Origin of the sequence: Streptomyces sp. NPDC059003, from assembly GCF_042740445.1 — a bacterium.
In the GTDB taxonomy this organism is placed as follows: domain Bacteria; phylum Actinomycetota; class Actinomycetes; order Streptomycetales; family Streptomycetaceae; genus Streptomyces.
Map to the genome: position 1 here is coordinate 21445 of NZ_JBHYJH010000136.1, position 6672 is coordinate 28116.

Annotated in this window: 6 protein-coding genes; 1 reads left to right on the forward strand and 5 read right to left on the reverse strand. The window is 70.7% G+C overall.

Annotated elements, in window-relative coordinates:
* Positions 1-28 precede the first annotated feature (28 nt).
* Entirely contained in the window at positions 29-1054 is a 1026-nt protein-coding gene (locus ACFWZ5_RS34155; RefSeq protein ID WP_384804294.1) for a LuxR C-terminal-related transcriptional regulator, read from the forward strand.
* Positions 1055-1434: 380 nt separating this feature from the next.
* On the opposite strand, the gene ACFWZ5_RS34160 is transcribed toward ACFWZ5_RS34155, so the two are convergent.
* From ACFWZ5_RS34160 to dnaK, 5 genes are all read right to left on the reverse strand, one after another.
* Complete coding sequence (locus ACFWZ5_RS34160) at positions 1435-1944, reverse strand: hypothetical protein (RefSeq protein ID WP_384804296.1); 510 nt, start codon at positions 1942-1944, stop codon at positions 1435-1437.
* Between the two features lie 146 nt (positions 1945-2090).
* On the reverse strand, positions 2091-2546 hold the full coding sequence (locus tag ACFWZ5_RS34165; protein WP_384806255.1) for a heat shock protein transcriptional repressor HspR: 456 nt from the start codon (positions 2544-2546) through the stop codon (positions 2091-2093).
* Positions 2547-2550: 4 nt separating this feature from the next.
* On the reverse strand, positions 2551-3741 hold the full coding sequence (dnaJ, locus tag ACFWZ5_RS34170; RefSeq protein WP_384806253.1) for a molecular chaperone DnaJ: 1191 nt from the start codon (positions 3739-3741) through the stop codon (positions 2551-2553).
* A gap of 33 nt (positions 3742-3774) precedes the next feature.
* A complete protein-coding gene (gene grpE / locus ACFWZ5_RS34175; protein WP_384806251.1) occupies positions 3775-4482 on the reverse strand; it encodes a nucleotide exchange factor GrpE in 708 nt (235 codons plus the stop codon).
* Positions 4482-6353 (reverse strand): molecular chaperone DnaK, encoded by a 1872-nt coding sequence (gene dnaK, locus ACFWZ5_RS34180; RefSeq protein WP_384806249.1) that lies wholly within the window; start codon positions 6351-6353, stop codon positions 4482-4484. Before dnaK ends, grpE begins: the two co-directional genes overlap by 1 nt.
* Positions 6354-6672 lie beyond the last annotated feature (319 nt).

A 6672-nucleotide genomic window follows, 5' to 3' on the forward strand; every position in this document is an offset into this window, starting at 1 on the left:
AGTTCCAACGGGGAGGAAACACCACACCATGTCCTTGGAGAAACACAGACCGGACGAACTCGGACTGGACGAGCACCAGCCCCACGGAAGGGACACCCTGTGCGCGGCGGGCTCCGTCCTCTACGGCCGGGCGCTGCGCGAGGGCCGCCTGCACGCGCGGGACGCCGAACCGCTCCCCTGCCTCGTCGACCACGGCCTGCTGCACCCGGACGTCGACGACATGCAGTGGCTGCTGCCCAGCGAGCCCGCGGCCCTCCTGGGCCGGCTGCTGCGGAGCGTCGAGGACGAAGTGGCGTACGAGCGGCGGCGCGAGGCGGACCTCGCGCGGGCCTTCCAGCCCCTCCTCGCGCTCGGCGCCGACCGCTCCAGCGCCCCGCCGCCCACGCCCACGCGGCGGCAGGGCGCCCTCACCACGCTCACGGGCCTGCCCGGCATCACGGCCGCCATCGAGCGGGCCGTGTCGGACTGCACGCGGGAGGTCCTCACCATCCAGCCGGGCGGCTTCCGCCCCATCTCGGACCTCGGCGCCACACCGCCCCGCGAACAGGCCCTGCTCTCCCGCGGCTGCCGCATGCGCACGCTGTACCAGCACACCACCCGGCACGCCTTCCCCGTCATCGCGCACTTCGAACGCCTTGAGGGCGACGTCGAGGTGCGGACCCTGAGCGAAGTCACGGAGCAGCTCGTGGTCTTCGACCGCGCGGTGGCGTTCATCCCGGCCGACCGGCACTTCACGGTGGCGCTGCAGATCCGCGCGCCCGCCCTCGTCGGCTATCTGGGCGGCCTCTTCGACCGGCTGTGGCGCCTGGCCACGCCCATGTTCCCGGAGGCCGCGCCGCAGCCCGTGCGCAACGGCGTCACCGCGCGGCAGCGCGCCATCGCCGAGCTCCTCACCGAGGGCCTCACCGACGCGGACATCGCCGACCGGCTCGGCATGAACGTACGCACCGTCCGCGCCCACATCGCCAAGCTGTCCACGCTCCTCGGCAGCAGCAGCCGCACCCAGCTCGGCTACCTCATCGGCCGGTCGGGCATCCTGCGCCACAGTGGCTGAACCGTGCCGTTCCGGTGCCGTTCCCGTGCCGTTTCCGTGCGGAGACTTCCGGACAGCAAATGATCGAAGGTCCGGACTTAACGGGCTTTGCCCCTGCCTCCGCCCCTTGCACCGCAACAAGATGACGGTAGCGGAGCGTGGGCGCCACGTTGCATCGTGGTGACGGCAGCGGGGAACGGCCCAGTCCCACTTCCGGTACTGGAACCGGCCCGGTTCCCGCTTCCATGTGGCTCTGTTGTGGTCTCCCCCCGCAGAGTCGCGCTTCCCTAAGGTCGCCCCGGCCCGACTGCGCCCCGTGGTCGGCCGGGGCGCTCAGGGCTCGGCGCCCCGGGCCCCCGGGAGACGTGGGGGTCCCGGCGGGGTCCGGGGCTCGCCGGGATTCAGGCGCCGTCGCCGACCCATGCGGCGAGCAGCCGCTCCCGCTCCACCCTGCGCGGGCTGCCGCCCTCGTGGCCGCGGCCCCACTCGGCCATCGCCGAGAGCGTGGTCAGCATGGTGGCGGCCCCTTCGGTGAGCCGGGTCAGCAGCGCCCGGGACAGGTCGTACTCCCGCTGCGAGTAGCCGGTCGCGGTGGCGACGTACGCCGTCAGCTCGGCCTCCTCGTCGGCGGTCTCCACGCACACCGTCATCGACGGCGCGTCCTCGCCGCCGCCGAGGCCCACCGTGAGCGCCATGTCGACGACCATGCCGACCTGCCGCTTCAGGGACTTCACCGGCACGTCCTCGACCGTCAGGGCGCGCACGTCGTCCCACAGCCACAGGCCCTCCTGCTTGTGCCCGAGCCCGGCGACGCCCTCGGGCGTCAGCCGCACCCCGGGGGCGAGCCCCGAGGGCTTCGAGCCCACGTACACATCGCCTTCGGCGATCCAGAACAGCCCCACCATGGCCATGGAGATCCAGCTTTCCCGCGATACACGAACACAACAGCCTGCCAACTATAGGAAGAGGCCGGGCGGTTCCGTACGCGGACTTCCTTCGCGTACGGAACCACCCGGCCTCGACAAGCGCCGCGCGCCCCGCGCTGCTGCTCGGGGCGCTACTGCTCGGGCGACCTCTTGGGGCGCCACACCACGAGCGCGCTGGCCTGCTGCACGTCCTGGTACGGGACCAGGTCGCGGCGGTACGAGGCGTGCACCGCCGCTTCACGTTGCTGCATGGCGACGGCGGCTCCCTCCACGGCCGCGGAGAGCTCCGCGACGCGTGACTGAAGCGCCGCGACCTGGTTCTCCAGCTCGATGATGCGCTTGATCCCGGCGAGGTTGATGCCCTCCTCCTGGGAGAGCTGCTGGACCGTGCGGAGCAGCTCGATGTCCCGGGCCGAGTACCGGCGGCCCCGGCCCGCGGTGCGGTCCGGGGAGACCAGGCCCAGGCGGTCGTACTGGCGCAGGGTCTGCGGGTGGAGACCGGAGAGCTGGGCCGCCACCGAGATGACGTACACCGGGGTCTCGTCCGTCAGTTGATACGGGTTGCGTCGGCGGCCGTCCCGCTCCATGAGGTCACGCTCCCTTCGCGGCCTTGAACAGTTCTGCCCGCGGATCGGTGTCCGCAGTCGCCTTCCGGTACGCCTCCAGGGCTTCCTGCGCCGCGGGCGTGAGGCTCGTCGGCACCGTGACCTCGACGGTCACCAGGAGGTCGGCGGGCGTGCCGTCCTTGCGGGCGGGGCCCTTGCCGCGGACCCGCATGGTGCGGCCGTTCGGCGTGCCGGGCGGCAGCTTGAGGGTGACCGGGGCGGCCCCGAGCGTGGGCACCTTGACCTCGCCGCCGAGCGCCGCTTCCGCGTACGTCACCGGCACCGTGACCGTGAGGTTCTCGCCCTTGCGGCCGAAGACCGGGTGGGCGTCCACATGCACCACCACGTACAGGTCACCGGCGGGGCCGCCCCGTTCGCCGGGGGCGCCCTTGCCGCGGAGCCGGATGCGCTGGCCGTCGCTGACGCCCGCGGGAATGCGCACCTGCATCGTCCGCGACGACTTGGCGCGGCCGCTGCCGTGGCACACCTCGCAGGGGGTCTCGGCGATCAGGCCGCGGCCCTTGCAGTCCACGCACGGGTCGGTGAGGGAGAAGCCTCCGCCGCCGCCCCGCGAGACCTGGCCGGTGCCGACGCAGGTCGGGCACACGCGCGGCGTGCCGTTCTTGTCACCCGTGCCCGAGCACGCCTTGCAGGGGGCCTGGGAGGACATGCGCAGCGGAACCGTCGCGCCCTCCACCGCCTCCGTGAAGCTCAGCGTGACCTCGGACTCGATGTCCTGGCCGCGGCGCGGCTGCGTACGCGTCCCCGTGGTCGCGCCACCGCGGTTGAACAGGCCCCCGAAGACGTCACCGAGCCCGCCGCCGAAGCCGCCGGCGCCCGCTCCACCGCCGCCCGGGGCGCCGCCTCCGAAGAGGTCGCCCAGGTCGAAGTTGAACGTGCCGCCGCCGGGGCCTCCCGGGCCCGGCCTGAACCCGCCGTTGCCGAAGAGGGCGCGCGCCTCGTCGTACTCCTTGCGCTTCTTCGGGTCGCCGAGGACGTCGTTCGCCTCGGAGATCTCCTTGAAGCGCTCCTCGGCCTTCGCGTTGCCCTTGTTGGCGTCCGGGTGGTTCTCGCGGGCGAGCTTCCGGTACGCCTTCTTGATCTCGGCTTCGGTGGCGTCCTTGGGGACGCCGAGGACCTTGTAGTAGTCCTTCTCGATGAAGTCCTTCGTGCTCATCCCCGACGTCCCTCCTTCCTCGTCGTCGAGACGTCAGCCCTCGTCCGGGCCACCGCTCTCCTTGTCCTTGGCCTCGTCCGTGCCCTGGGCGGACGCGGGCTGCTCGCCCTCGCCCTCCGCGGCGTCGGACTTCACCGTCTGCGCGCCCGGCTGCGGCTCGGCCACCGCCACGCGCGCGGGGCGGACGACCCGCTCGCCGATGCGATACCCCGGCTGGAGAATCGCGACGCACGTCGTCTCCGTCACATCCGGAGCGTACGAGTGCATCAGGGCCTCGTGGATCGTCGGGTCGAAGGGCTCACCCTCCTTGCCGAACTGCTGCAGACCCATCTTGGCGACGACGGTCTCGAGCGCTTCGGCGACCGACTTGAAGCCGCCGACGAGCTCGCCGTGGTCACGGGCGCGGCCGACGTCGTCGAGCGTCGGCAGGAGCTCGGTCAGGAGGTTCGCCGCGGCGATCTCCTTCACGGTCACCTTGTCGCGCTCCACGCGGCGGCGGTAGTTCTGGTACTCGGCCTGCAGCCGCTGGAGGTCGGCGGTGCGCTCGCTGAGCGCCTTCTGTGCCTGGTCCAGCTGGGCGGTCAGGCCCGCCGTCTGTGCACTTGCGTCCCCGGCCGGGGCCGCCGGGCCCTCCTTCGCGGAGGGCTCGGCGGCCTTCGGCGCCGCTTCGTCAGGGGTGGCGCCGGAGGGGACGTCGGACTTCTCGGCGTCGTCGCCGAAGCCCGGGGTCTCCTCCGTCATCAGGCAGCGCCGCCCTTCGCGTCACCGGGCTTCTCGTCGTCGACGATCTCGGCGTCCACGACGTCGTCGTCCTTCGACATGTTCGGAGCCTCGGCGCCCGGGGCCGCGCCCTCGGCGCCGGGGGCGCCCTGCGCCGCCTGCGCGTCGGCGTACATCGCCTGGCCGAGCTTCTGGGAGACGGCCGCGACCTTCTCCGTGGCCGTGCGGATCTCGGCCGAGTCGTCGCCCTTGAGCTTCTCCTTCAGCTCGGCGACGGCGGTCTCGACCTCGGTCTTGACCTCGGCCGGGACCTTGTCCTCGTTGTCCTTGAGGAACTTCTCGGTCTGGTAGACCAGCTGCTCGCCCTGGTTGCGGGACTCGGCGGCCTCGCGGCGCTTGTGGTCCTCGTCCGCGTACTTCTCGGCCTCCTCGCGCATGCGGTCGACCTCGTCCTTCGGCAGCGAGGAGCCGCCGGTGACGGTCATCTTCTGCTCCTTGCCCGTGCCCAGGTCCTTCGCGGTCACGTGCATGATGCCGTTGGCGTCGATGTCGAAGGAGACCTCGATCTGCGGCACGCCGCGCGGGGCCGGCGGCAGACCGGTCAGCTCGAACATCCCGAGCTTCTTGTTGTACGCCGCGATCTCGCGCTCGCCCTGGTAGACCTGGATCTGCACGGACGGCTGGTTGTCCTCGGCGGTGGTGAAGATCTCGGACCGCTTGGTCGGGATCGTCGTGTTCCGCTCGATGAGCTTCGTCATGATGCCGCCCTTGGTCTCGATGCCGAGGGACAGCGGGGTGACGTCGAGGAGCAGGACGTCCTTGACCTCGCCCTTGAGGACGCCGGCCTGGAGCGAGGCGCCGATGGCGACGACCTCGTCCGGGTTCACACCCTTGTTGGCCTCCTTGCCGCCGGTCAGCTCCTTGACGAGCTCGGCGACGGCGGGCATGCGGGTGGAGCCACCGACGAGAACGACGTGGTCGATCTCGGAGAGCTGGATGCCCGCGTCCTTGATGACGTTGTGGAACGGCGTCTTGCAGCGCTCCAGGAGGTCGGACGTGAGCTGCTGGAACTGGGCGCGCGTGAGCTTCTCGTCCAGGTGCAGCGGGCCCTCGGCGGAGGCCGTGATGTAGGGCAGGTTGATCGTGGTCTCCGTGGAGGAGGACAGCTCGATCTTCGCCTTCTCGGCGGCCTCGCGCAGGCGCTGGAGCGCCATCTTGTCCTTGGAGAGGTCCACGCCGTGGCCGTTGTTGAACTGCTTGACCAGGTAGTCGACGACGCGCTGGTCCCAGTCGTCACCACCGAGGTGGTTGTCGCCGTTGGTGGCCTTCACCTCGACGACGCCGTCGCCGATCTCGAGCAGCGAGACGTCGAAGGTGCCGCCGCCGAGGTCGAAGACGAGAATGGTCTGGTCGTCCTTGTCGAGGCCGTAGGCCAGGGCGGCCGCAGTCGGCTCGTTGACAATACGCAGGACGTTCAGACCGGCGATCTCGCCGGCCTCCTTGGTGGCCTGGCGCTCGGAGTCGTTGAAGTACGCCGGGACGGTGATGACCGCGTCCGTGACCTTCTCGCCCAGGTACGCCTCGGCGTCGCGCTTCAGCTTCTGCAGGATGAAGGCGCTGATCTGCTGGGGGTTGAAGTTCTTCTCGTCGATGTCGACCTTCCAGTCCGTGCCCATGTGGCGCTTCACGGAGCGGATGGTCCTGTCGACGTTCGTCACGGCCTGGCGCTTGGCGACCTCGCCTACCAGCACCTCGCCGTTCTTCGCGAAGGCGACGACGGACGGCGTGGTCCTGGCGCCTTCGGCGTTGGTGATGACGGTGGGCTCGCCGCCCTCAAGAACGCTGACGACGGAGTTAGTCGTGCCCAGGTCGATGCCGACCGCACGTGCCATTTCGATTCCTCCAGATGACTTCTTGAGTGGAACTGGCTCAAGGATGCCTCACGGGTTCCCTCGAGTCAACAGAGCTGAGTCAGGTCGACTCAACTCTTATCCATCCCTTACGCGCAACCCAAACCCTCGCGGGTGCGCCCCAGACCCGCCCCTTCCCGAACCAGGGGGCTGCACCCCCTGGCACCCCCGCTCATCGCCGCTCCGCGGCTCGCCCTCAAACGCCGGGCGGGCTGAAATCTTCGCCGCTGCCAGCTGCTATCTGCGGGGCGGGTGGGGGCTTTTAGCCCGTCCGGCGTTTGAGGACGAGCGCGCAGCGCGG